29 protein-coding genes are annotated in these 23,599 nt (G+C 46.3%); 18 read left to right on the forward strand and 11 right to left on the reverse strand.

Annotated elements, in window-relative coordinates; translation table 11 throughout:
• Window positions 1–134 precede the first annotated feature (134 nt).
• The 5 genes from ACYJZR_RS13210 (at window position 135) to ACYJZR_RS13230 (ending at window position 3,376) form a co-directional block, all read left to right on the forward strand.
• A complete protein-coding gene (locus tag ACYJZR_RS13210; RefSeq protein ID WP_005484915.1) occupies window positions 135–1,139 on the forward strand; it encodes an ornithine carbamoyltransferase in 1,005 nt (334 codons plus the stop codon).
• A gap of 92 nt (window positions 1,140–1,231) precedes the next feature.
• A complete protein-coding gene (locus tag ACYJZR_RS13215) occupies window positions 1,232–1,327 on the forward strand; it encodes a hypothetical protein (RefSeq protein ID WP_005497312.1) in 96 nt (31 codons plus the stop codon).
• Window positions 1,328–1,416: 89 nt separating this feature from the next.
• Window positions 1,417–2,346, forward strand: a complete 930-nt coding sequence (pyrB, locus tag ACYJZR_RS13220) for an aspartate carbamoyltransferase (RefSeq protein ID WP_005484879.1) — start codon at window positions 1,417–1,419, stop codon at window positions 2,344–2,346.
• A gap of 16 nt (window positions 2,347–2,362) precedes the next feature.
• Window positions 2,363–2,824 carry an aspartate carbamoyltransferase regulatory subunit gene (gene pyrI, locus ACYJZR_RS13225; protein ID WP_005455107.1) on the forward strand — a complete coding sequence of 154 codons (462 nt, stop codon included), beginning with the start codon at window positions 2,363–2,365 and terminating at the stop codon, window positions 2,822–2,824.
• 162 nt (window positions 2,825–2,986) lie between these two features.
• Complete coding sequence (locus tag ACYJZR_RS13230; RefSeq protein ID WP_005455108.1) at window positions 2,987–3,376, forward strand: RidA family protein; 390 nt, start codon at window positions 2,987–2,989, stop codon at window positions 3,374–3,376.
• A 74-nt stretch (window positions 3,377–3,450) separates the two neighbouring features.
• On the opposite strand, the gene ACYJZR_RS13235 is transcribed toward ACYJZR_RS13230, so the two are convergent.
• The 8 genes from ACYJZR_RS13235 to mlaF form a co-directional block, all read right to left on the reverse strand.
• The gene (locus ACYJZR_RS13235) at window positions 3,451–4,176 is read right to left on the reverse strand and encodes a 1-acylglycerol-3-phosphate O-acyltransferase (RefSeq protein WP_005455109.1); all 726 of its coding nucleotides are present in this window, start codon (window positions 4,174–4,176) and stop codon (window positions 3,451–3,453) included.
• 155 nt (window positions 4,177–4,331) lie between these two features.
• A complete protein-coding gene (murA, locus tag ACYJZR_RS13240; RefSeq protein ID WP_005455110.1) occupies window positions 4,332–5,588 on the reverse strand; it encodes a UDP-N-acetylglucosamine 1-carboxyvinyltransferase in 1,257 nt (418 codons plus the stop codon).
• Window positions 5,589–5,597: 9 nt separating this feature from the next.
• On the reverse strand, window positions 5,598–5,852 hold the full coding sequence (gene ibaG, locus ACYJZR_RS13245; RefSeq protein ID WP_005484869.1) for a BolA family iron metabolism protein IbaG: 255 nt from the start codon (window positions 5,850–5,852) through the stop codon (window positions 5,598–5,600).
• A gap of 3 nt (window positions 5,853–5,855) precedes the next feature.
• Window positions 5,856–6,176: an STAS domain-containing protein gene (locus ACYJZR_RS13250; RefSeq protein WP_029801853.1), complete on the reverse strand. Its 321-nt coding sequence runs from the start codon at window positions 6,174–6,176 to the stop codon at window positions 5,856–5,858.
• On the reverse strand, window positions 6,176–6,814 hold the full coding sequence (locus ACYJZR_RS13255) for an MlaC/ttg2D family ABC transporter substrate-binding protein (RefSeq protein WP_005478835.1): 639 nt from the start codon (window positions 6,812–6,814) through the stop codon (window positions 6,176–6,178). The genes ACYJZR_RS13250 and ACYJZR_RS13255 overlap by 1 nt, the downstream gene beginning before the upstream one ends.
• 2 nt (window positions 6,815–6,816) lie before the next feature.
• Window positions 6,817–7,305, reverse strand: a complete 489-nt coding sequence (gene mlaD, locus ACYJZR_RS13260) for an outer membrane lipid asymmetry maintenance protein MlaD (protein ID WP_005455116.1) — start codon at window positions 7,303–7,305, stop codon at window positions 6,817–6,819.
• A 2-nt stretch (window positions 7,306–7,307) separates the two neighbouring features.
• Window positions 7,308–8,099 (reverse strand): lipid asymmetry maintenance ABC transporter permease subunit MlaE, encoded by a 792-nt coding sequence (gene mlaE, locus ACYJZR_RS13265; protein ID WP_021454015.1) that lies wholly within the window; start codon window positions 8,097–8,099, stop codon window positions 7,308–7,310.
• Window positions 8,089–8,892 (reverse strand): phospholipid ABC transporter ATP-binding protein MlaF, encoded by an 804-nt coding sequence (gene mlaF / locus ACYJZR_RS13270; RefSeq protein WP_005455119.1) that lies wholly within the window; start codon window positions 8,890–8,892, stop codon window positions 8,089–8,091. The genes mlaE and mlaF overlap by 11 nt, the downstream gene beginning before the upstream one ends.
• A 388-nt stretch (window positions 8,893–9,280) precedes the next feature.
• On the opposite strand from mlaF, the gene ACYJZR_RS13275 reads away from it, so the two are divergent.
• The 11 genes from ACYJZR_RS13275 to mgtE all read left to right on the forward strand — a co-directional run bounded on the left by ACYJZR_RS13275 (window position 9,281) and on the right by mgtE (window position 18,119).
• Window positions 9,281–10,246, forward strand: a complete 966-nt coding sequence (locus ACYJZR_RS13275; RefSeq protein ID WP_005455122.1) for a calcium/sodium antiporter — start codon at window positions 9,281–9,283, stop codon at window positions 10,244–10,246.
• 36 nt (window positions 10,247–10,282) lie between these two features.
• A complete protein-coding gene (gene kdsD / locus ACYJZR_RS13280; RefSeq protein WP_005484881.1) occupies window positions 10,283–11,254 on the forward strand; it encodes an arabinose-5-phosphate isomerase KdsD in 972 nt (323 codons plus the stop codon).
• Between the two features lie 90 nt (window positions 11,255–11,344).
• Window positions 11,345–11,908, forward strand: coding sequence for an LPS export ABC transporter periplasmic protein LptC (gene lptC / locus ACYJZR_RS13285; protein WP_005467805.1), 564 nt, complete (start codon window positions 11,345–11,347; stop codon window positions 11,906–11,908).
• A complete protein-coding gene (gene lptA, locus ACYJZR_RS13290; protein WP_005467803.1) occupies window positions 11,889–12,383 on the forward strand; it encodes a lipopolysaccharide transport periplasmic protein LptA in 495 nt (164 codons plus the stop codon). The genes lptC and lptA overlap by 20 nt, the downstream gene beginning before the upstream one ends.
• Before the next feature lies 1 nt (window position 12,384).
• A complete protein-coding gene (gene lptB / locus ACYJZR_RS13295) occupies window positions 12,385–13,110 on the forward strand; it encodes an LPS export ABC transporter ATP-binding protein (RefSeq protein WP_005467801.1) in 726 nt (241 codons plus the stop codon).
• A gap of 50 nt (window positions 13,111–13,160) precedes the next feature.
• Window positions 13,161–14,627 (forward strand): RNA polymerase factor sigma-54, encoded by a 1,467-nt coding sequence (locus ACYJZR_RS13300; RefSeq protein ID WP_005484866.1) that lies wholly within the window; start codon window positions 13,161–13,163, stop codon window positions 14,625–14,627.
• Window positions 14,628–14,651: 24 nt separating this feature from the next.
• Window positions 14,652–14,939, forward strand: a complete 288-nt coding sequence (hpf, locus tag ACYJZR_RS13305) for a ribosome hibernation promoting factor (RefSeq protein WP_005467451.1) — start codon at window positions 14,652–14,654, stop codon at window positions 14,937–14,939.
• A 2-nt stretch (window positions 14,940–14,941) separates the two neighbouring features.
• Complete coding sequence (gene ptsN, locus ACYJZR_RS13310; RefSeq protein WP_406966403.1) at window positions 14,942–15,388, forward strand: PTS IIA-like nitrogen regulatory protein PtsN; 447 nt, start codon at window positions 14,942–14,944, stop codon at window positions 15,386–15,388.
• A gap of 14 nt (window positions 15,389–15,402) precedes the next feature.
• A complete protein-coding gene (rapZ, locus tag ACYJZR_RS13315) occupies window positions 15,403–16,266 on the forward strand; it encodes an RNase adapter RapZ (RefSeq protein WP_005468663.1) in 864 nt (287 codons plus the stop codon).
• A 2-nt stretch (window positions 16,267–16,268) separates the two neighbouring features.
• Complete coding sequence (locus tag ACYJZR_RS13320) at window positions 16,269–16,544, forward strand: HPr family phosphocarrier protein (RefSeq protein ID WP_005468661.1); 276 nt, start codon at window positions 16,269–16,271, stop codon at window positions 16,542–16,544.
• Between the two features lie 219 nt (window positions 16,545–16,763).
• Window positions 16,764–18,119, forward strand: coding sequence for a magnesium transporter (mgtE, locus tag ACYJZR_RS13325; RefSeq protein ID WP_005468659.1), 1,356 nt, complete (start codon window positions 16,764–16,766; stop codon window positions 18,117–18,119).
• Between the two features lie 76 nt (window positions 18,120–18,195).
• Here the strand turns inward: mgtE and pmbA are convergent, their stop codons facing one another.
• Window positions 18,196–19,539: a metalloprotease PmbA gene (pmbA, locus tag ACYJZR_RS13330; protein WP_005459755.1), complete on the reverse strand. Its 1,344-nt coding sequence runs from the start codon at window positions 19,537–19,539 to the stop codon at window positions 18,196–18,198.
• Between the two features lie 110 nt (window positions 19,540–19,649).
• Between pmbA and yjgA the strand changes: the two genes are divergently transcribed.
• A complete protein-coding gene (gene yjgA, locus ACYJZR_RS13335) occupies window positions 19,650–20,177 on the forward strand; it encodes a ribosome biogenesis factor YjgA (RefSeq protein ID WP_005457057.1) in 528 nt (175 codons plus the stop codon).
• A 72-nt stretch (window positions 20,178–20,249) separates the two neighbouring features.
• Here the strand turns inward: yjgA and ACYJZR_RS13340 are convergent, their stop codons facing one another.
• Both ACYJZR_RS13340 and rluA read right to left on the reverse strand, forming a co-directional pair.
• Window positions 20,250–21,212, reverse strand: coding sequence for a D-2-hydroxyacid dehydrogenase (locus ACYJZR_RS13340; RefSeq protein ID WP_025637851.1), 963 nt, complete (start codon window positions 21,210–21,212; stop codon window positions 20,250–20,252).
• A 34-nt stretch (window positions 21,213–21,246) separates the two neighbouring features.
• A complete protein-coding gene (gene rluA / locus ACYJZR_RS13345; protein ID WP_140093096.1) occupies window positions 21,247–21,999 on the reverse strand; it encodes a bifunctional tRNA pseudouridine(32) synthase/23S rRNA pseudouridine(746) synthase RluA in 753 nt (250 codons plus the stop codon).
• 328 nt (window positions 22,000–22,327) lie between these two features.
• On the opposite strand from rluA, the gene ACYJZR_RS13350 reads away from it, so the two are divergent.
• The gene (locus tag ACYJZR_RS13350) at window positions 22,328–23,593 is read left to right on the forward strand and encodes an NRAMP family divalent metal transporter (protein ID WP_343365023.1); all 1,266 of its coding nucleotides are present in this window, start codon (window positions 22,328–22,330) and stop codon (window positions 23,591–23,593) included.
• Window positions 23,594–23,599: the final 6 nt, after the last annotated feature.

Raw genomic sequence — 23,599 nt, forward strand, 5'->3', positions numbered from 1 at the left:
GTGAATAAAAACTAAGGTTGATGTGAATGCATCAACCTTTTTTAGTTTTACTTTAAAATAATTATTCACAAATAAAGCATTTATATGTTTTAATGCGATGACTCAATTCAATCACACGTACTAAGGGACGAGCTATGGCTTTCAATTTACGTAACCGCAACTTTTTGAAGCTATTGGATTTCTCAACCAAAGAAATCCAGTTCTTGCTCGAACTGTCTGCAGAGCTAAAAAAAGCAAAATATGCAGGAACAGAGCAGAAGACACTTCAAGGTAAAAACATTGCACTCATCTTTGAGAAATCTTCTACTCGAACCCGATGTGCGTTTGAAGTCGCCGCCTTTGATCAAGGCGCACAAGTCACCTATATCGGTCCTTCAGGATCTCAAATCGGCCATAAAGAATCGATGAAAGATACCGCGCGCGTCTTAGGTCGCATGTATGACGGCATCGAATACCGAGGCTTTGGTCAATCCATTGTGGAAGAGCTTGGCGCTCATGCGGGCGTTCCGGTTTGGAACGGATTAACTGACGAGTTCCACCCAACGCAAATCCTCGCAGATTTCCTTACCATGCAAGAACATAGTCGTGGCAAACAGCTCCACGAAATGACCTTTGCGTACCTTGGCGACGCTCGTAACAACATGGGTAACTCATTGATGGTTGGCGCAGCGAAAATGGGCATGGACATTCGCCTAGTGGCACCAAAAGCGTTCTGGCCAGAAGAACATCTTGTCGCGACTTGCCAAGACATTGCTAAACAAACCGGCGCGAAAATCACCTTGACGGAAAACGTCGAAGAAGGCGTGAAAGGCTGTGATTTCCTCTACACTGATGTTTGGGTTTCAATGGGTGAAGCAGCAGAAGCATGGGATGAACGTGTCGCGCTAATGACGCCTTATCAAATCAATATGGATGTCATCAAGCAGACGGGTAATCCACACGTGAAATTTATGCATTGTCTACCTGCGTTCCATAATGATGAAACCACTGTCGGTAAAGAAATCGCAGAGAAATACGGCATGAAAGGCCTAGAAGTCACCGAAGATGTGTTTGAGTCAGAGTACTCTATCGTCTTTGATGAAGCAGAAAACCGCATGCACACAATCAAAGCCATTATGGTTGCAACGCTAGGAAGTTAGTGTTTTTTTGGAAAGCAAAAAGCATGATGTAATCGCTTGCGCTCGCAAAAGTTAGGCGTATAATGCTCGGCAATTTGTCTGAGGATTAAGAAATGACCAAGCTGATTGCTGACGTAAAAACGCGATTTGCTCTAACTAAGCGACTACGCTTACGTGGTGTTATTTTCGTTAATTCTATCGATTTTTAAACCTCCCCATTTGGGGAGGTTTTTTTATGTCCAAAATTCCTCAGCGGTCAATTTTGGAGATAGTCATCACTGTTATAGGGAAGAAGATCATGGCGAACTCGCTTTACCAGAAGCACATCATCTCTATTCCAGAGCTTTCTCGTGAAGAGCTGGAACTTATCGTCGAAACTGCAGGTAATCTGAAAAAGGAACCTCGACCAGAACTGATTAAAAACAAAGTCGTTGCGAGCTGTTTCTTTGAGCCATCAACGCGTACTCGCTTGTCGTTTGAGACCGCGATTCAACGCATTGGTGGTGATGTCATTGGTTTTGATAACGATGGTAATACGTCTCTGGCGAAGAAAGGGGAAACGCTTTCTGATTCTGTACAAGTTATCTCTTCATACGTCGATGCATTTGTGATGCGCCACCCTCAAGAAGGTGCAGCGCGCCTTGCTTCCGAGTTTTCGAATGGCGTTCCAGTGATTAACGCGGGCGACGGTGCTAACCAACACCCAACACAAACTCTGCTTGACCTCTACACCATCGCGGAAACGCAAGGTCGCTTAGACAACCTAAACGTAGCATTTGTCGGCGATTTAAAATACGGCCGCACCGTTCACTCACTGACTCAAGCACTGGCGAAGTTCAATAACATCCGCTTCTACTTTGTCGCTCCAGACGCATTGGCGATGCCAGAGTACATCTGCGAAGAACTCGATGAAGCTGGCATTGAATACAGCCTACACACAGAGATGGAAGCGGTAATTCCTGAGCTCGATATTCTTTACATGACTCGCGTTCAAAAAGAGCGTTTCGACGAGTCTGAATATGCGCACATCAAATCGGCTTACATTCTGACGGCGGCTCTATTGGAAGGCGCGCGTGAAAATCTAAAAGTACTGCACCCGCTACCTCGTGTTGATGAAATCACGACAGACGTAGATAAAACCCCACACGCGTACTACTTCCAGCAGGCACAAAATGGCGTGTACGCTCGCCAAGCGCTGTTGGCTTTGGTTCTAAACGAAACACTGTAATCGAGGAGATAAAAACATGGCTAAAGAAACTCAATTGCAGGTAGAAGCAATCAAAAACGGCACCGTCATCGACCACATTCCAGCACAAATAGGTATCAAAGTGCTGAAATTATTCGATATGCACAATTCTTCTCAACGTGTAACGATTGGTCTCAACTTGCCATCTTCAGCTCTGGGTCACAAAGACTTGCTGAAGATTGAGAACGTGTTCATCAATGAAGAACAAGCAAGCAAACTGGCGCTGTACGCACCGCACGCGACGGTAAACCAAATCGAAAACTACGAAGTCGTGAAAAAACTGGCTCTAGAGTTGCCAGAGAAAATCAACAACGTGTTTGAGTGTCCAAACTCAAACTGTATCTCTCACAACGAGCCAGTAGAAAGCAGTTTTAAAGTTTTCGAGAAGAAAGAAGAGATTCGTTTGAAGTGCAAATACTGTGAGAAAGTATTCTCACGTGAGATTGTGACTGAGCGATAATCTCGCCAACGTCCCGAACTCTCATACACATTAAATACCCTGTCTCGGCAGGGTATTTTGCTCTTTACCTGCTGCAGGTTTAAAGGCAAACTGATTACCTTCAAGCATATTAATAAGGCTTGGGTATACTCTTTCTTCCCCTAAAACAGATGGAAAAATCAAATGACGAAAGTACTTCACACTGAGTCTGCACCAGCAGCAATCGGTCCTTACGTTCAAGGCGTAGATCTAGGCAACATGGTTCTAACTTCTGGTCAAATTCCAGTAAACCCAGCGACAGGTGAAGTGTCTGCTGACATCGCAGAACAAGCTCGTCAATCTCTAGACAACGTGAAAGCGGTTGTTGAAGCATCTGGTCTTAAAGTGTCAGACATCGTAAAAATGACGGTTTTCGTTAAAGATCTAAATGACTTCGGTACAGTAAACGAAGTGTACGGCAAATTCTTTGATGAGCACGAAGTAGCAAACTACCCTGCTCGCTCTTGTGTTGAAGTTGCACGTCTACCAAAAGACGTAGGTATCGAAATTGAAGCAATCGCGGTTCGCAAATAATTGCGATATCAGATTGAATGAATAAAAAATGGGTAGCCTTAGCTACCCATTTTTGTATTCGGTATTTAACCCGTTTAAGCGGCGTTACGCTGTTTTACTTCTTCATCCAGCGCTTCTAGCTTTTCCTTCATCTGCTCGCGGCATACATTTGCGAGTTCACGAATGCCATCTTTACCGTAACCTTCAGTGCTCACCGGTGGCAACATTTCAACAATCACATGACCATTGTTCCAACGGTTAAGTTTAATGTGGTCAGTGGAGCTACATACGATTGGAATAATTGGCACTTCAGCGCCGATTGCCGCATGGAACGCACCCGTTTTAAACGGCAGCAAACCACGACCACGTGAGCGTGTACCTTCTGGGAACATCCAAACCGACACATCACTTTCTTTCATGCTGTTAACAACTTGGTCGATGGTACCTTTCGCTTTTGAACGGTTTGCACGGTCAATCAGAATATTGCCCGTCAACCAGTAAAGCTGACCAAACAGTGGCATCCACGCTAGGCTTTTCTTACCGACGGTCACCACTTTTGGTGTCACTGCCGCAGACACAGTAAACATGTCCCAGTTGTTTTGGTGGTTAGCGATGTAAACGTGCTGACCACGAGAGTACGCATCTTCAGGAATACGTAATTCTAGCTTTACCCCAAATACGCGAGACATCTTGGCAAACAAGCGGCCAAATGTGAAAACGTGTTTAGGATTTCGAGGGCTTAATAGGCAGTAACCACAACCACCAATAAACATCACAATTGCGAAAATTGCGACAGCAAATACACGTAACAGTGCAATCATTCTTGTTCTCCAGGAACCGGCTTTTGCCAGATACAGCTATTAATATCGCTTTTTACATAGTCAGAAACTATGACAGAAAGCGCGATATAAAAAAGCCGAAACCTGAGTTTCGGCTCTCTTCATATCCAAGTCACCTGCTGTGCAGTTTAACTTGACTAGCTCACTCGCTCAATATTTGCGCCGAGTGCAGCCAGTTTATTTTCAATTTTGTCATAACCGCGATCGATGTGATAAATACGATCTACGATGGTTTCGCCTTTCGCGATACAACCAGCAATCACCAAACTTGCCGAAGCACGTAGATCCGTTGCCATCACTTGTGCACCACTTAGTGATTCAACGTCACCACAAATAACCGTGTTACCTTCAATCTCCGCTTTCGCACCCATACGCATCAGCTCAGGCACGTGCATAAAGCGGTTTTCAAAGATAGTTTCAGTGATCACGCCGCCGCCTTTCGCCATCATGTTCAATAGCGTAAATTGCGCTTGCATGTCTGTCGGGAAGCCAGGGTGAGGCGCAGTGCGAATACTTACTGCTTTTAACTCGCGGTCTGTCATATCAACAGAGATCCAGTCTTCGCCTGTCTCCACCAATGCGCCCGCTTCTTCTAGCTTCGCTAGAACCGCTTCAAGCAAGTGACCGTTGGTATTACGACAAACCACTTTACCGCCAGATACCGCTGCAGCTACTAGGAATGTCCCCGTTTCAATACGGTCTGCTACGACACTGTGCTTGCCGCCACCTAAGCGCTCAACACCTTCGATAGTGATGGTGTCTGTACCCGCGCCAGAGATTTTCGCGCCAAGTTTATTTAGGAAATCCGCCGTATCGACGATTTCAGGTTCGCGCGCTGCGTTGTCTAACGTTGTAGTGCCTTCAGCCAGAGCTGCTGCACACATGATGGTAATGGTCGCGCCAACGCTCACTTTGTCCATCACGATGTGCGCGCCTTTCAGACGACCATCAACTTCAGCTTTCACGTAACCATCTTCAAGTGTGATGGTTGCGCCTAGTTGTTCCAGGCCAGTAATGTGCAAGTCAACTGGACGTGCGCCGATAGCACAACCACCAGGTAGAGAAACTTGACCTTGACCAAAACGAGCCACAAGTGGGCCTAACGCCCAGATAGAAGCACGCATGGTTTTAACTAAATCATAAGGAGCGCAATATTCATTGATGCTGCTTGGATCGACGTGAACAGAACCGTTACGGCTTACTTTAGCGCCAAGGCGTTTTAGTAGCTCCATGGTTGTGTCGATATCGCGAAGATGTGGTACGTTTGCCACTTCTACAGGCTCTTCAGCCAAGATAGACGCAAATAAAATAGGCAGTGCTGCGTTTTTTGCACCAGAAATGGTCACTTCACCAACTAGTGGTTTATCTGACCCAATAACTCGAAACTTTTCCATCAATAAACCTTAAAGCGACATCAGTTTCTTATCACGAGCCCACTCTTCCGGTGTGAACGCTTTGATCGATAATGCGTGAATGTCGTTACGCTGGATGTATTCCATCAGAGGACCATAAATCAATTGCTGCTTCTTAACGCGGCTCATTCCCTCGAAACAAGCATCAACAGCAACCACTTCATAGTGGCTACCTTCACCTTTTACATGCACTTCTTGAAGGTTTAGTGCTTCTTCTAATAACTGTTGTACTTTTGCGCTGTCCACAATTTACCCCTGATAATTCTTTATGTGTTTGGCCACTAAAGATTCAACGTTGCTAAGTTGAAACAAAGTGCGCAGTTGCGCCGGCACGAAACTGAGCATTATATGACAGTTTTGCTTTTTTGCATGCTCTAATAAGTGGATTAACATCACCATTCCTGCAGAGTCGACTCGTTCGATCTCTTCTAGTGAGCATTCCAGTTCTTTTTGCGACGGTTTCCACTGCTGGGCAAAAGCCCACAATGACGGCACTGAGTCTCTATCCAGCGCCCCCGTTAGTGTTAACGTATCTTGTTGCAACTGCCACTGTGCGTGAAACTGAGCCATTACTTTTTCGCCTCAAAGCGAATTGGCTCCGCTGCAAGTTTTTCAAGGTCTTGCGCTACCGCAAGAATACCGTCTTGGCGAATTTTGGTGTTCCACTCAGATTGCTTGCTTGAAAGCAAACTAATGCCTTCTGCAACCATGTCGAACGCTTCCCATTCGTCAGTTTTGTTGTCTTTACGCAGTTTAAATTCTAGTTTGATGTTTGGACGAGGTGCATCAATGATCTCAACTTTGATGCTGGTAATACGCTTAGAGTCGTCTAATTTCGGCTCTGGACCAAACTCAATTTGTTGATCGCTGTATTGCGTCAAGACTTGTGCGTAAGACGCAATCAAGTAAGCACGGAACGCATCGACAAACTCTAGCACGTCTTCACGTTTTGCCCCTTTCAAGTTAGGGCCAAGCAGTTTCAGTGCTGCATAACGGTCGTTGACGTAAGGCATCAGCTCTTGCTCAACAATCACCTTTAATAGATTAGGATCTTGTTTGATTTTTGGCTGTTCTGCTTTTAGTCGGGCAAATGTCACTTCAGCCACTTGCTTCATCATTTGATATGGCTGAGTTTTATCCACTTCTGCCGCGCCAACCCCAAAAGCGGTAAGCACCACAGAAAATGAAAGTAATAGTCTAGCTAACATAGTTATTCCTTACTTGAACCGTCTGAACCACCAACGCTGTAAAGTACCTGACCAATTAAGTCTTCAAGTACTAACGCAGATTTAGTGTCTTCGATGGTATCTCCGTCTACCAGCATAGCTTCGTCATCAAAAACAAACCCTGGTACTAAACCAATGTACTGCTCACCGATCAACCCTGACGTCAGAATTTGTACGCTGGATGTTTCTGGAAATTGATTGTACTGGCTGTTAATTGACAAGCTGACCACTGGCAATAAGTTATCTGGATTCAGAGTAATGTTACTTACACGACCGATAACCACGCCTCCAACTTTCACCGGAGAGCGTACTTTCAAGCTGCCAATATTATCGAACTCGGCTTTGAGGGTGTAAGTATCACCAGAGCCAATGCTTTTTACGTCAGCAACTTGAAAAATCATCACAAGAATCGCGCAAATTCCCGCTAATACAAAGCTGCCAACCCATAATTCTGTTTTACGTGTTTGTTGCATGATTAATTCCCAAACATCAATGCGGTCAGTACAAAGTCTAGTCCCAGTACTGCTAAAGAAGAATGCACAACAGTGCGCGTAGTTGCTCGGCTGATCCCTTCCGAGGTAGGAATCGCATCGTAGCCATTAAATAGAGCAATCCAAGTTACCGTAATGGCAAACACAAAGCATTTGATCATGCTGTTGCCGATATCTTGTCCCAACTCAACAGAAGATTGCATGGCTGCCCAAAAGCTGCCGTGATCCACACCTTTCCAATCGACACCGACGAGCTGTGCCCCCCAGATGCCAACAGCCATGAAGATCATCGCAAGTAGTGGCATTGAGATAGCCCCAGCCCAAAAACGTGGTGCAATCACTCGTTTCAGTGGGTCAACTGCCATCATTTCTAAGCTTGAAAGCTGCTCAGTAGCTTTCATCAAACCAATTTCTGCTGTCAGCGCAGAGCCTGCACGTCCAGCGAAAAGAAGCGCAGTAACCACCGGCCCAAGTTCACGCAGTAGTGACAACGCGACCATCTGACCAAGACTGCCTTCCGCGCCGTAATCCACCAGCACTACATAGCCTTGCAAGCTAAGAACCATGCCGATAAACAAACCAGATACGACGATAATAGCCAGTGATTGCACGCCAACGGAATACAACTGTTTGATGAGTAGAGGAAAACTTTTAGATGGTTGAGGCTTAGAGAAGATAGCGCCAACAAGCATCAAGGTTGCACGGCCAAAAGCTTCACAGATGGCGAGCGTGCGTTTTCCTAATGAAGCGACAAATTGAATAAAGCTAGCGACCATCAAATAGATCCTTTTCGATACTTTGCGCAGGAAAACGAAACGGCACTGGGCCATCTGCATCACCTTGTAAGAACTGCTGCACTCGCGGGTCTGGGTTTTGACTCAACTCCTCTGGCGTGCCAAACGCGATGATCTTGCCATCTGCTAGTAGGTAAACCCAATCAGCAATACTCATGACCTCCGGTACATCGTGTGATACCACAATAGACGTAAGGCCTAGAGCTTGGTTTAAGTCTTTGATCAACTCAACCAAAACCCCCATGGTAATGGGGTCTTGTCCCACAAATGGTTCATCGAACATGATTAAATCAGGGTCAAGTGCGATGGCACGAGCCAATGCGGCGCGCCTCGCCATACCGCCCGAAAGCTCACTTGGCATTAATTGCGCAGCTCCGCGCAGACCAACCGCTTCGAGCTTAAGCAGCACCATAGTACGAATCAAATCTTCTGAAAGATTGGTGTGTTCACGCAGTGGAAAGGCCACATTGTCAAATACATTCAAATCCGTGAATAGAGCCCCGGATTGAAACAGCATGCTCATTTTCTTACGAGCGTTGTAGAGTTTTTTGCGAGAAAGAGTCGGAATGTTGTCACCATCAAACCAAATCTCTCCTTGTTCGGGATACAACTGACCGCCAATTAAACGGAGCAGTGTCGTTTTACCGATTCCCGATGGTCCCATAATCGCCGTCACTTTACCTTCAGGAACATGCAGATCAATACCATCAAAGATCGTGCGATTTCCTCGTGAAAAAGTGAGGTTGTTCACGGTGACTAAATCGTTGTTCGACATATCATCTCTTCTACTGTCAGAGCATTAACGCTCGCAGAGTTGTCAAGTCAATCCACTTCCGAATAGCGCTAAGGGTTCCCTTATCGCCGCTTCGGTACATTTATTAGGCTGCAATCATAAGCACATTGGCTTGGAATTTAAAGCACTGTTCGATTAAATAAAGCCGACCAAATTCAAGCTATTCTCCATAAATTATGGCCTGATCGTCACCAAGTGTTTAAATCCTAGACCAGAATCGTCACTTTATTTGCAATGATTGAATGAGTGACAATTACATACATTTTCGTTACTAACCTTTAATTTATTCGTTGTTTATCTTCCATTTTAAGCTGCAAAAGGTCAAAATTAGCGGTTACTCATTTCACTCATTTAATACTTAGGAATTCTCATGCTCGAAGCCGTAGCGTTGCTTATCGTCGGTCTTGTTTTACTTGTTTGGAGCGCAGATAAACTTGTTTTTGGTTCTGCAGCTATAGCCCGCAACGTCGGTATTTCACCTTTAGTGATCGGTATGACCATTCTTGCAATGGGCTCATCAGCACCAGAAATGATGGTGTCAGCAACAGCCGCTTGGGACGGTAAAACCGATACCGCTGTCGGTAACGTTTTGGGCTCAAACATTGCTAACATTGCCCTAATCCTAGGTATTACTGCGCTGATCAAACCTCTTTCTATTAGCTCTGCAGTTATCCGTCGCGAATTACCATTAATGATCGCGGTAACTGTGTTAGCCGGGATTTTACTGTGGAACAGCCACCTTGGTTTTTATGAAGGTGTCTTACTATTTGTTCTGTTTGGTGCTTTTTTATTTGCTATGTTGCAAATCAGCCGCAAAGAACAAAAATCTGGCGATGCGTTTCTTGAAGATCAAGAATCAGAAATCCCACAAGGCGTTAGCAACCCTAAGGCCATCATGTGGGTGGTTATCGGTTTAATATTGCTTCCTTTGGCAGCAAGCCTGCTGGTCGATAATGCGGTTATTATTGCTAAGCATTTCGGCATGAGCGACCTAGTGATCGGTCTGACAATTATTGCCATCGGTACGAGTCTTCCTGAGCTTGCAGCATCACTTGCTGGTGTATTGAAAGGCGAAGACGATATGGCAGTTGGTAACATCATCGGCTCGAACGTTTTCAATATTTTGGCGGTAATGGGCCTTCCTGGCATCATTAACCCATCCACACTAAGTGAATACGCAATGGGACGTGATTTCTGGGTCATGCTTGGCGTGTCACTGTTGTTAGTAGCAATGTGTTTAGGTAAATCACGTAGCATCAACCGCCTCGAAGGGGCGATTCTGTTTACGTGTTTCTTGGGTTACCAAGTGTACCTATTTGCCAACATGGCCGCTTAATACCATTAATAAGTAGAGACAAATTGGAGCCCTGATATGTCCAATCCATTTGATTTTCGCGCTGCAGCTAAACAAGTTCTTGATATCGAAGTCGCGGCTCTGCAAGAGCTAGACAAATACTTTGATGAGCAGTTTGAACAAGCTTGCGAATTGATCCTTTCCAATAGCGGCAAAGTTGTCGTGATGGGTATGGGCAAATCAGGCCACATTGGCAACAAGATTGCAGCAACGCTTGCCAGCACAGGTACATCAGCGTTTTTCGTTCACCCGGGTGAAGCAGCGCATGGTGACTTGGGTATGATCAGCGCGGGTGACATTGTTATCGCTATTTCTAACTCTGGCGAGTCCCATGAAATCTTGTCTCTCTTCCCTGTTCTAAAGCGTTTAAACATTAAAATCATTAGCATGACGGGCAAGCCAGAATCCAACATGGCAAAACTGGCTGACTTGCACTTGCAAATCACTGTCCCTCAAGAAGCTTGTCCACTTGGCCTTGCACCAACCAGCAGTACCACAGCAACTTTAGTAATGGGCGATGCGCTAGCAGTTGCCCTACTTCAAGCGCGTGGATTCTCAGCAGAAGACTTCGCTCTCTCACATCCTGGTGGTGCTTTAGGAAGAAAATTGCTACTTAAGCTGTCTGATATTATGCACTTCGGAAATGCATTACCGAAAGTGTCTCCAGATGCGTTGATTCGCGATGCACTTTTGGAGATTTCAGAGAAAGGTTTGGGAATGACCGCAATCGTGGACGAACACGATGCTATGCTTGGTATATTCACCGATGGTGACTTACGCCGCACTTTGGATAAGCGCATTGATATTCATACCACGGCTATTGGCGAAGTCATGACGAAAAATCCAACCACGGCACATCCAGAAATGTTAGCAGTGGAAGGATTGAACTTAATGCAGAACAAAAACATCAACGCACTTATCCTATGCAAAGAAGATAAAATCGTTGGCGCATTAAATATGCATGATTTACTAAAAGCTGGTGTGATGTAATATCGGCAACACGAAACATTCAAACGATTGATTACACAGATTAAGGCAATAGTCAGGGAAGTACTGAGCTAAACAAAAGGCCTTTAATATATGAGTTTTACTCGCCTTATTTATTTGCTCTTGGTGTTCGTCGTCGCATGGTGTGGTTATTACCTACTCACACCAAAAGGTAACGATGCAATTCAAGTAGCCCCAGACACCGAACTGCCATTGTTCAGTGGAACTGGTTTAGAAAACATCACCTATGGTGAAGATGGTGTACGTAGTTACATCATCCGCTCCAACAACTTAGATTACTATGCTAAGAGTGGAGAAACGATTTTTAACAGCCCTACCTTGATGGTTTACCGAGAAGGTAGCGTCGTCGAGTGGAAGGTAACAGCTACAAGAGCTGTTTTAGATGAAGACCAAGTGCTGACTTTGTACGACAAAGTCTTAATGCAAAACCTATTACCGGGCGCCAGTTTCGATACGATGGCGACCGATAAGTTGGTCATCAATCTAACCAATCGTGATTTTAAAGCTGATCAACAAGTAATGTTGGTTGGACCGCAATTTGAAACTACTGGAGGCGCGATGCAAGGAAACTTAAAACAGCACACCGCGACTCTAACGAATGAAGTTCAAGGTCGATATGAAACCGTTACACCTTAGTCTACTGGCACTAGTATTAGCAGCGCCTCAAGCGTTTGCACTTAAGTCGGATACTCAACAGCCGGTTTACATTAACTCTGACACCCAACAGGTGGACATGAAGAGTAACCAGGTCATTTTTAAAGGTGATGTCTCGCTTAAGCAAGGCAGCATCAATATCGATGCAGATAGAATTGTTGTCACTCGCGATCCAAAAACGGAAGCAATCAAACAAATTCAAGCATTTGGTAAGCCTGCGACATTTTCGCAGCTGATGGACGATGGTAAAACGTTAAGTGGTCAAGCAACCGAGCTCGATTACCGCATCTCGACTGACGAACTGACCATGAAAGGCCAAGCGCAGCTCGCTCAAGATGGTAACACCATCAAAGGCTCATCGATTCGTTACCAAATCGGTCAACAGAAGTTGGTGGCTGACAGCTCTAAAAACGAGCGTGTAACCACGATTTTGCAACCAAATCAGATAGAGAACTAATATGGCGGTACTGAGTGCAAAAAATCTCGCAAAGAGCTACAAAAAGCGCAAAGTCGTCACCGATGTTAGCTTAGAAGTAGAGTCTGGTCAGATTGTGGGCTTACTTGGTCCTAACGGTGCCGGTAAAACCACCTCGTTTTACATGATTGTTGGTCTGGTGCCTCGTGATGAAGGCACCATCACCATTGACGACAAAGACATCAGTATTTTGCCAATGCACAGCCGCTCTCGCATGGGTATTGGCTATCTACCGCAGGAAGCATCGATTTTCCGCAAACTGTCCGTTGAAGATAACATCATGGCCGTATTGGAAACTCGCCAAGAAATGACCCGCGAAGAGCGTCAGGACAAGCTGGAAGATTTGTTGGAAGAATTCCACATACAGCACATAAGAACCAGTGCGGGTATGGCACTATCGGGTGGTGAACGTCGCCGAGTCGAAATCGCTCGAGCTCTTGCGGCAAACCCACAATTCATTTTGTTGGATGAACCTTTCGCAGGTGTCGACCCTATTTCGGTTAATGACATCAAGAAAATCATCGAGCACCTACGCGATCGTGGCCTTGGTGTATTAATCACAGACCATAACGTACGTGAAACACTGGACGTATGTGAAAAAGCCTATATCGTAAGCCAAGGGCACCTCATTGCATCGGGAACTCCGGAAGAAGTTCTGAACAATGAACAGGTGAAACAAGTTTATCTCGGCGAACAATTCCGTCTATGATTACATTAGGAACGGTAAGATTCTGAGCATTACAAGGTAAGTAACACTGAATGAAACCTTCATTACAACTCAAGCTAGGTCAACAGTTAGCCATGACGCCACAGTTGCAACAAGCGATTCGCTTGCTGCAGTTGTCGACTCTCGATCTTCAACAAGAAATCCAAGAAGCGTTGGACTCAAACCCGCTATTGGAAGTTGAAGAAGGCCACGAAGAACCTCAAGCAAATGGTGAAGACAAATCAGCACTCGAAACTGCTGACAACAGTGCCAACGAGCCAACAGAAATCGAAGTTCCTGATAGTTCTGATGTCATCGAAAAATCCGAAATCAGCTCAGAGCTTGAAATCGACACAACTTGGGATGACGTCTACAGCGCAAATACGGGCAGTACCGGTTTAGCGTTAGACGATGATATGCCGGTCTACCAAGGCGAAACCACAGAATCGCTACACGATTACCTGATGTGGCAACTCGACTTAACGCCTTTCAGTGAAACCGACCGTACGATTGCCATTGCCATCATTGATGCGATTGACGATTACGGCTATCTGACCCTATCTCCTGAAGAGATTCACGAAAGCTTCGACAACGAAGATATTGAGTTGGATGAAGTCGAAGCCGTGCGCAAACGCATCCAACAGTTTGACCCGCTTGGTGTGGCATCGCGGAACCTGCAAGAATGCTTACTCCTGCAACTTGCAACCTTCCCAGAAGACACGCCTTGGCTTGCAGAAGCCAAAATGATTCTTGCCGATCACATCGATCACCTTGGTAATCGCGATTACAAACTGGTCATCAAAGAAACTAAGCTAAAAGAAGCGGATCTACGCGAAGTATTAAAACTGATCCAACAGTTAGATCCTCGTCCGGGCAGTCGCATTACCCCAGACGACACAGAATACGTCATTCCGGACGTATCGGTATTTAAAGATCATGGGAAATGGACCGTTTCCATCAACCCTGACAGCATTCCAAAGTTAAAAGTTAACCAACAATACGCTCAATTAGGCAAAGGCAACAGTGCGGATAGCCAGTACATTCGCAGCAATTTGCAAGAGGCAAAATGGTTAATTAAGAGCTTAGAGAGCAGAAACGAGACGCTACTCAAAGTTGCAAGATGTATTGTTGAACATCAACAAGATTTCTTCGAGTATGGTGAAGAAGCCATGAAGCCAATGGTACTCAATGATGTAGCCTTGGCGGTGGACATGCATGAATCCACAATATCTCGTGTTACGACACAAAAGTTCATGCATACGCCACGTGGCATTTTTGAATTGAAGTACTTCTTCTCCAGCCACGTCAGTACAGACAATGGCGGAGAATGTTCGTCAACAGCAATCCGTGCACTCATTAAGAAACTGGTCGCGGCAGAGAATACTGCTAAACCACTTAGTGACAGTAAGATTGCTGCTCTTCTGGCTGACCAAGGGATTCAGGTCGCAAGACGTACGATAGCTAAATATCGAGAATCCTTGGGTATTGCCCCTTCAAGTCAGCGTAAACGCCTACTTTAAGGCACTAACTGAAAAGGAAAGTCTATGCAAATCAATATTCAAGGCCATCACGTTGATCTTACCGATTCAATGCAAGACTATGTTCAATCTAAGTTTCAGAAGCTCGAAAGGTTCTTCGACCATATCAATCAAGTACAAGTTGTACTAAAAGTTGAAAAAATTAACCAAATCGCGGAAGCTACACTCCACGTAAATCATGGCGAAATCCACGCATCAGCCGATGACGAGAATATGTATGCCGCGATCGATTCGCTGGTAGATAAATTGGTTCGCCAACTTAATAAGCACAAAGAAAAATTAAACAGTCATTAATCATGCAACTGAGCGAAATACTGTCAGTGGACTGCACGAAAAGTGCAGTCCACTGTACGAGTAAAAAACGCGCCCTCGAAATGATCAGCCAAATCGTCGCTGAACACACGGGCCAAGATTCTACCGAGCTGTTTGAGTGCATGCTCAACAGAGAGAAAATGGGCAGTACTGGTATCGGAAACGGTATTGCAATCCCACATGCACGAATGCAATCTAGCGACAAAGCCATTGCGGTACTTCTGCAATGCGATGAAGCAATTGAATTTGATGCGATTGACAATCGACCTGTCGACCTTTTGTTTGCACTCCTTGTACCAGAAGAACAGTGCAAAGAGCACCTCAAGACTCTATCCTCTATGGCAGAACGTCTGAGCGACAAGCAAGTACTGAAATTGCTACGCAATGCTCAGAGTGATGAAGAACTCTACGACATCATGATTCACCAATAAGCAGGACGATCACCATGCGATTAATTGTTGTTAGCGGGCACTCTGGTGCAGGCAAAAGTATTGCGTTGCGCGTGCTAGAGGACTTAGGGTACTACTGTGTCGACAACCTACCAGTAAACCTATTGGATGCGTTTGTACATTCCATCGCTGACAGCAAGCAAAATGTTGCGGTGAGCATTGATATCCGCAACATCCCCAAAAAGCTCAAAGAATTGACTGGCACGTTAGAGCAGCTAAAAACTGAACTCGATGTAACCGTACTTTTCTTAGACGCCAATAAGGAAACCTTGCTCAAACGCTACAGCGAAACTCGTCGCATCCACCCGCTATCATTAGGCGGCCAGTCGCTATCGCTCGATCAAGCTATCGAGCGAGAAAAAGAGATCCTGACACCACTAAAAGCGCATGCGGATTTAATCCTCAACAGTAGCGGTCAGTCTTTGCATGAACTGAGTGAAACAGTTCGCATGCGAGTTGAAGGACGTGATCGCAAAGGCTTGGTGATGGTGTTTGAATCATTCGGCTTTAAATACGGCCTTCCGTCTGATGCGGATTACGTATTTGATGTTCGATTCCTACCGAACCCACACTGGGAACCTGCACTGCGCCCACTGACGGGTTTAGATGCTCCTATCGCTGCGTTTTTGGAACAGCACCAGTCGGTATTGAGCCTCAAGTACCAGATAGAAAGTTTTATTGAAACTTGGCTACCTTTGCTCGAAAAAAATAATCGCAGCTATCTCACCGTAGCCATTGGGTGTACTGGCGGCAAGCACCGCTCAGTGTATTTAACCCAACAGATTGGCGAGTACTTTGCGGATAAAGGGCATCAAGTTCAGATTCGTCACACCTCGCTCGAGAAAAATGCTAAGGAGTAGCAGTGGAGTTAAGTCGTAAAGTATTGATTCAAAATCGTCTTGGGTTACACGCGCGCGCCGCAGTTAAGTTGGTAGAACTTGCGCAAAGCTTTGATGCTGTAGTAACCATCGACAACGAAGAAGACAAAACCGCCACCGCAGACAGCGTGATGGGGCTGCTGATGTTGGAATCGGCTCAAGGACAATACGTAACGATTCATGCCACAGGCGATCAAGCAGAGTTGGCACTCGACGCTGTATGTCATCTGATTGAAGACAAGTTTGACGAAGGCGAGTAATTTACTCGCTTTTTTAGTTCCTATCTCTAGCCTCCAAACTGAATAGAGCGCAATCCCCTTTCCTAGCTAAAAAGCACAGCGATATCTCTCCCAAATCTTTGCGACTGCTCTGGTCACTCAGCAAATAATTTTGTCCTGTTTCACAAGTTGTTATTAAAAGGTGCCTAGAATTAAGTTATTATTCAAAGCATTGTAAATATCAGGAATTGGGAGGAACGAATGGCAGAGCAAATAGAATTCGACCAAGCTCACCAAGCCCTCCAAGAAGTCACAGAAGCGCTGGAAAACGGCCGCTTCGTCCATGTTCGTCGTCAGCTTCAGGACATGGAACCTGAGGATATTGCTCACCTTTTAGAAGCATCCCCACGTAAAAGCCGTGAAGTTCTTTGGCAACTTACCGACCCCGAAGATTACGGTGAAATTCTTGACGAACTAAACGAAGACGTTAAAGACAGTCTCGTATCAAAAATGGCTCCCGAAGACCTTGCAGAGGCGACGGAAGGCATGGATACCGATGACGTAGCATACGTCCTACGTAGTTTGCCAGATGATCTTTCCCGTGAAGTTCTCTCCCAAATGGATTCAGCAGATCGTGCTCGCGTCGAGACGGCACTGTCTTATCCTGAAGACACCGCTGGTGGGTTGATGAACACGGACGTTATCACGATTCGTGGTGACGTTGATGTCGACGTAGTCCTGCGTTATCTGCGTATGAAGGGTGAGCTGCCTGAAGCCACCGATGCGCTCTACGTGATTGATGACGAAAGCAAACTGATTGGCGAACTCCCAATCACGACACTTATCACGACCCAACCCGACGTAAAAATTATCGACGTCATGGAAGATGCTGACGATGCGATTACCGTTGACACCAGTGACTCTGACGTTGCTAGCCTGTTTGAACGTCGTAATTGGGTGTCAGCACCTGTTGTAGATGAAAACCAGCACCTTGTTGGTCGTATCACCATTGATGACGTAGTTGACGTTATTCGTGAAGACGCCGAACACTCAATGATGAGTATGGCGGGTATGGATGATGACGAAGATACCTTCGCTCCCGTCTTCAAATCCGCACGTAAACGAAGTGTTTGGCTCGGAGCCAATGTCCTAGCTGCATTAGCTGCTGCTTCGGTTTCCAACATGTTTGAAGCCACGCTGGACCAAATGGCGGCAATTGCGGTCTTGATGACCATCGTGCCATCCATGGGTGGTGTTGCAGGTAACCAAACCGTTGCACTGGTTATTCGTGGCCTTGCTTTAGGTCATATCGGTGACTCGAACAAACGTGAACTGTTGATGAAAGAAGCCGCAATCGGTTTGCTTAACGGCATCATGTGGGCGTTGATCATCGGTGGTATCGTTGTGGTTTGGAAAGGCAACTGGATGCTCGGAGGTATCATCTCTGCCGCCATGTTGACCAACCTGTTCGTGGCCGGGGTTGCAGGGGTAACCATCCCTGTCCTTCTGAAGAAGATGAATATCGATCCTGCCCTTGCTGGCGGTATGGCACTGACGACTGTCACTGATGTGATTGGCTTGTCTGTTTTCCTTGGTCTCGCAACCTTGCTGATCTAAGCCAGTAGCCAACAATGAATATTAAAAAAGCCTGATGAACACATCAGGCTTTTTTGTATTTCCGCGATAGTAACGGTTATTCACCTGCGACTTTCATTGTGTCGAGCAAGATAGAACCGGTTTGGATTTGTGAGCGTGTTTCAATATCACTACCAACGGCCACAATCTTAGTGAACATGTCTTTTAAATTACCGGCGATGGTAATTTCAGAGACTGGGTATTGGATTTCACCGTTCTCAACCCAGAAGCCTGCCGCACCGCGAGAGTAATCACCCGTTACCACGTTCACACCTTGACCCATCACTTCTGTTACCAAAAGGCCTGTGCCTAATTCCTTCAGCATTTGCTCAAAGTTTTGGCCTGTCGACTTCACGTACCAGTTGTGAATACCACCAGCGTGACCGGTTGGATCCATCTTCATCTTGCGAGCGGCATAACTGGTCAGTAGATAGGTCGCCAACACACCATCGGTAATGATTTCACGATCTTGCGTATAAACGCCTTCGCTATCGAATGGGCTGGAAGCCAAACCGCGCAATACATGCGGACGCTCTGAAATATTGAACCATTCAGGCAAGACTTGTTTACCCAAGTGATCCAGTAAGAAAGAAGATTTGCGGTACAGGTTGCCACCGCTGATCGCCATCACTAGGTGACCAATCAAGCCAGTTGCCACATCTGCCGCAAACATAATAGGGTATTGGCCCGTTTTCAATCGTTGAGCATCCAGTCGGCTTACAGTATTTTCCGCCGCTTTGCGGCCGACGGTTTCTGGCGTCCATAAATCATCACGATGGCGGGCAACGGTATAGCTGTAGTCACGTTCCATTTCGCCATTTTTGCCTACGCCAATAACGCAGCAGCTTGTGCTGTGGCGGCTAGACGCGTAGCTTGCTAACAAACCATGGCTGTTTCCGTAAACTTTGACGCCGTAGTGGCTATCGTAGCTTGCACCGTCACTTTGCTTGATTGCATCGCTGTAGCTTAGCGCTTCTTTCTCAGCGGCAATCGCCACTTGTGCTGCGTAGTCTGGGTCTGGAGAGTCTGGGTGGAAAAGGTCAAGATCTGGCACCTCTTTCACCATAAATTCTTTCGGCGCTGGGCCTGCGAACGGGTCTTCAGATGTGTAATGAGCGATATCAAGCGCGGCATTCACTGTCTGTTCAATCGCCGCTTCACTCAAATCAGATGTGGAAGCGCTGCCCTTACGTTGGCCTCGGTAAACGGTAATGCCAAGCGCACCATCACTGTTGAACTCGACATTTTCTACATCACCCATTCGAGTGGAAACACTCAAACCTGTGCTTTTAGTAATTGCGACTTCTGCTGCATCCGACTTCGCCGACGCGAGCTCTAATGCTCGTGCCACGGCTTGCTCTAGCTCGGTACGTTGCTCAGCAACCTGCTGTTTAATATCCATTGTCTTTCACATCTTGTATTCAATACGCAATAGAATAACAAGAATTTCGCTTTCTCCCCACGATTCTTGTTAAAATAGTCATAATATTAATCAAAACACAGGCAACTGAAATGGCACGTAAGAATCAAAAAGCGCCATGGGAACCAGAAGAAGAGATCATCTGGGTAAGTAAATCCGAGATGAAGCGAGACATGGAAGAGCTGCAAAAGCTTGGCGAAGAGCTTGTCGGCCTAAAGCCAGCAGTTCTCGAAAAGTTTCCATTGAGCGAAGACCTGCGAGAAGCAATTGCCGATGCACAGCGCTTTAAGAACGAAGCGCGTCGTCGTCAGCTACAACGTATCGGTAAATTGATGCGTTATGAAGACCCAGAACCAATCCAAGCGGCATTGGACAAAGTACGCAACAAACACTCACAAGCAACAGCAGCGCTGCATAAACTGGAAATGCTGCGTGATCGCGTTGTGGAAGAAGGCGACAAAGCCATTGATGACGTAATGGAGTTGTACCCAGAAGCGGATCGTCAGCGTCTACGTCAACTTGCACGCCAAGCAGCGAAAGAGAAAAAAGCCGGTAAACCAGCAAAATCTTACCGTGAAATTTTCCAAATCCTGAAAGCGTTAAACGAAGAAGAAATCTAATCTTCCTTCGTAAACTATAAAGACAAAGCAGACCACTAGGTCTGCTTTTTTAATGCGGATAATCAATGCCCATTAAGCGAGGCGATTGAGGAGGTCTCCGCGCTGAAACGCGTTAATGTTCTCAATCAGGATGTCGGCCAAGCGTTGAATCGACGAATCACTTCCCCACGCAACATGAGGCGTTAACAGCAAATTCGGTAAGTGAATATTAGCGATCAGAGGGTTGCTCTCATCGGCAGGCTCCTGAGTAAATACATCAAAACCTGCTGCTGCGATCTCCCCCTGTTTTAGAGCATCCACCAACGCTTGCTCATCAACCAAACCGCCTCGACCGGTGTTGATTAGAATCGCGTTTGGTTTCATTTGCTGTAACTCGGCTTTGCCAATCAAATTCTGCGTATGCTCGTTAAGCGGACAGTGCAAAGTCAACGCGTCAGAGTGTTTCAACACTTCCTCAAATGGCACATAACCTGGTCGACATTCTGCCGCTCCTTTACGCTCCGCAAATAAAACGGTCATTCCTAGCGCTTGAGCCAGATTCGCCGTGGCTTGTCCCAATGCACCACTACCGACGACACCTAGTGTACTGCCGCCAACATCCCCGATGGAATGAGTAAAAAAGCAGAACTGCTTATTACGCTGCCATTCACCAGCCGCAATGTCTTGATGGTACCCAAACAGGTTGCGACGCAAAGCAAACAACATCGCGATCACATGCTCAGGCACAGATCGAGTGGCATAACCACGCACGTTCACGACTGCAATGCCATGTTCAGCACAATAGTTTACATCGACATTGTTAAACCCTGTCGCCGCAACGGCAATCATCTTGAGCTGAGGCAGCTGCGAAAGTACCGATTGATCCAGCACCACTTTATTGCTGATGACGATATCGGCATCAGCCAAGCGTTCAACCACGAACTCAGGCGGTGTCAGTGCATACTCCATCCAATGATGAGGAAACTCAGGGCGCGGGACTTGAATGTGATTGGGAATGGTGGCGCGGTCGAGAAAGACCACTTTAGGCAGTGACATAACGACTCCTTGTTCACTGCCGAATGAAATCTATTTATGGGCGTGGCAGTGTTTTGTAATCAGGTAATTTACGCTCTGGATCGAAATAGTCAAAGATCATCTCTTCGGCTTCCAGGTAAAAGTCACACGGAACAAAAATACTGCGGAGCCAGTGACTTTTCGGATGGTAGAAGCTCAGTTCAGAAGCGTGCAGTTCCAAACGCTCAGAGAAGGCTTTGGCTTCTTCGGTAGCATAGAACTCATCACCAACAATAGGGTGACCCAACGCTTGCATGTGCACACGCAATTGATGTGATCGGCCAGTAATAGGCAGTAAACGTACGATGGTCGTCTTTGTGCCGTCTTCATGTTCTTCTCGCTTCGCGACTTGGAAGAGAGTTTTTGATGGCTTACCATCTTCAAAACACACTTTTTGCAGCGGACGGTTTGGCCAGTCACAGATCAATGGCAGATCGATTTCGCCCTCTTCCTGCTCGACATGACCCCAAACGCGTGCGTAGTAAATTTTATGCGTTAAGCGGAACTGGAACTGCTTTTTCAACGCACTTTCTGCTCGCTTGTTTTTAGCCAGTACCATCAATCCCGACGTCGACATATCTAAGCGATGCACGACTTGGATATCTGGGTACTCCTCCTGTAAACGACTCCACATGCTGTCATGGTGTTCTGCAAGACGTCCCGGAACTGACAACAAACCAGACGGCTTATTCACAGCCAAGATATGGTCGTCCTCAAAAACGATGTCGATCCAAGGATCTGTCGGTGGGTTGTACTCAAGCATTGCCATGGGTGGGATCTCTAGAAAATAAAAACGCCGCGATTATAACGAGGGCTCAGCCAAAACGCATTTTAATTTCGCGACCAATGAAAACACCAAAACCAACAGGGTTAATCAAGTCAATAAATTCGAAAAATAAAATAAAAACTGATTTGTAAATATAGTTTGACAAGTACTGCGGGAGTGATATTTATAGAGTGGTTACCCAAATAACTTTATTCCGTTCGGAAAAGCACCCCATAACATTAAATAAGGTTTCACGCCGTTTGGATTCCCGCGAACCGTTCTCGCGGGGGAAGGTTATGCCGCTATACACAACATCAAAGGACAATAAGAAATGGAATCCGCCGTACCAGATCAACCCCAATCCAGAATATCGCTATTTTTCCGCTCACTTGGCCCAGGCATCCTAATGGCTTCTGCGGCGGTGGGTGGTTCTCACCTTGTAGCCTCAACCAAAGCGGGTGCCATCTATGGCTGGCAACTGGCCGCACTCATCCTGCTCGTAAACCTGTTTAAATACCCATTTTTCCGAGCTGGCGTGCAATACACGATAGGCACAGGGCTTACGTTAGTCGAAGGCTACGCGAGACTGGGTCGCCCTTACCTTTGGCTGTTTCTGTTCTTAAGTGTGGTGTCGGCGGTGATCAACACCGCAGCATTGTTGATGTTTAGTGCGAGCTTGCTGGGTTACTTCATACCGTTTTCACTGTCGATGGCATCGCTGAGCATCATCGTTTTGGTCACGTGTTTGATCATTTTATTCGCCGGCCATTACAAAGCACTCGACACACTTTCGAAAGTGATCATGTCCGTGCTCACCATTGCAACGCTGCTTGCAGTTGCAATTGCGTTTGGTAACCCAGTGGAACCCGTCGCGAACTTTGAATCGCCTTCCCCTTGGTCAATTGCGGCAATTGGTTTCATCGTGGTTACGATGGGGTGGATGCCAGCACCAATTGAGATTTCGTGTTTAACCTCAGCGTGGCTAAAGCGCCAGTCGAGTCAGCAAGAAGTAACACCACGCTCTGCTCTGTTTGACTTCAACGTTGGCTACATCGGTACAGCAGTTTTGGCGCTAGTGTTTGTTTCGCTCGGTGCATTAATGCTGCACGGTTCTGGAATTGAACTGAAGAGCTCCGGGGTTGGCTTCTCGCATCAGTTGGTTGGCTTGTACGCTTCGACCATCGGGGAATGGTCACGTTACTTAATCGCGGTGATCGCTTTCTTCTGTATTTTCGGCAGCACGATTACTGTTATTGACGGTTACTCGCGCGTAATTGCTGACTCACAACGCCTGTTGCGCTCTCAAGCGGAAACCGATCCAAAAGCAACGTCAGCGATTATGTTGGCGGTATCATTGCTGGCGCTGGGTATTGTCGTATTCTGGGCATCGGCACTGCTGCCTATGCTCGACTTCGCGATGGTTCTGGCGTTTATGACGACGCCATTCTTCGCGCTACTGAACTACATCTTAGTGAGCAAAACGGACTTACCGGAACCGCTGGCGGTGGGACGCAAACTGAAATGGCTATCGATTGCTGGGCTGATTTACTTGTTTGGCTTCTTAGCTTTGTTTATTTGGTGGAAGTGGTTGATGTAATCCGCA

The sequence above is a fragment of the Vibrio sp. RC2502 genome (genome assembly GCF_054850435.1).